The organism is Kitasatospora sp. NPDC088548 (assembly GCF_044753005.1).
Lineage (GTDB): Bacteria > Actinomycetota > Actinomycetes > Streptomycetales > Streptomycetaceae > Kitasatospora.
On the sequence record NZ_JBIVMI010000080.1, the window covers coordinates 1 to 1437 of the forward strand.

The 1437-nt window shown below is 69.6% G+C and carries 1 protein-coding gene; it reads left to right on the forward strand.

The features are described from left to right. The first annotated feature begins 43 nt into the window (after nucleotides 1-43). Nucleotides 44-1267 carry an IS4 family transposase gene (locus tag ACIP82_RS37815; RefSeq protein WP_400660340.1) on the forward strand — a complete coding sequence of 408 codons (1224 nt, stop codon included), beginning with the start codon at nucleotides 44-46 and terminating at the stop codon, nucleotides 1265-1267. Nucleotides 1268-1437: the final 170 nt, after the last annotated feature.

Below are 1437 nucleotides of genomic sequence, written 5' to 3' on the forward strand. Positions count from 1 at the left end.
CCAATGCCGGTGACTTTGTGGTCGGTGTCTCGTTGGTTGTGGTGTGGCGAGGGTGGGGCAGGTCAAGTCGCCTGCGGATGAGCGGATATCGGACCGGATCGCGATCGGGGTGCTGACCCAGGCGTTTCCGCCGGGGCTGGTCGATGAGGTGATCGCCGAGACCGGGCGGGTCGAGAAGCGCAGTCGCCTGCTGCCGGCGCGGGTGGTCGTGTACTTCGTGCTGGCGATGTGCCTGTTCTTCGGGCAGGGCTATGAGGAGGTCGCCCGGCTGCTGGGTGAGGGGCTTGGGGACGGGCGGCGGTCGTGGCGGGTGCCGACGACCGCCGCGATCGGCCGGGCCCGCCGTCGGCTGGGGGTCGAGCCGCTGAAGGCGTTGTTCGCGCGGGTCTGCCATCCGGTGGCCGTGCCCGAGACGGCGGGCGCCTGGTACCGGCGCTGGCACCTGGTCGCCGTGGACGGCACCACGTTGGACCTGGCGGACACCGAGGCCAACGACGCACACTTCGGCCGCCCGGGCACAGGACGCGGCATCGGCGCGTTCCCGCAGGCCAGGGTGGTCGGACTGGCCGAATGCGGCACGCACGCCGTGTTCGGCGCGGTGGTCGGTCCGCTGTCGGCCGGCGAGCAGGTGCTGTCGCGTCGGCTGTTCACTCACCTGCGGGAGGGCATGCTGCTGCTGGCCGACCGGGGCTTCTACGGCTTCGAGCTGTGGCAGGCCGCCCGGGCGAGCGGCGCGGACCTGTTGTGGCGAGTGCGCAGCAACGCCGCTCTGCCGGTGATGCGGGTCCTGGAAGACGGCTCCTACCTCAGCACCGTCCACGCCGAACCGGACCGAAGGAGCCGCCGCAACCCGGTGACCGTGCGGGTCGTCGAGTACACCCTGGCCCGCACCGGCGACCAGGTCGTCTACCGGCTGGTCACCACCATCCTCGACCCCGAACAGGCACCTGCCCACGAGCTGGCCGCCCTCTACGCCCAGCGCTGGGAGATCGAGACCACACTGGACGAGATCAAGACCCACCAGCGCGGGCCCAAACTCGTCCTGCGCTCGAAGTACCCGTGGGGTGTGGAGCAGGAGATCTACGGGCTCCTCCTGGTCCACCACGCCATCCGGCAGCTGATGCACCAGGCCGCCCTGCAAGAAGGCCTGGACCCCGACCGTCTGTCTTTCACCCGCAGCCTGCGGGTCGTACGCCGCCAGGTCCCCGCCCAGGCGGCGCTTTCCCCCCGGCAGACTCATCCGTGCACTGACCCGCACCCTCGCTGAGATCAGCGAACGCCTCCTACCCGAACGGCGTCAACGATCCTGCCCCCGCGTCATCAAACGCAAAATGTCCAACTGGCCCCTCAAACGCGCCCAACACCGCAACTGGCCACCACCCCAACCAGCCACCGTCACGATCACCAAGCGAGACACGAATTAAGTCACCGGCATTG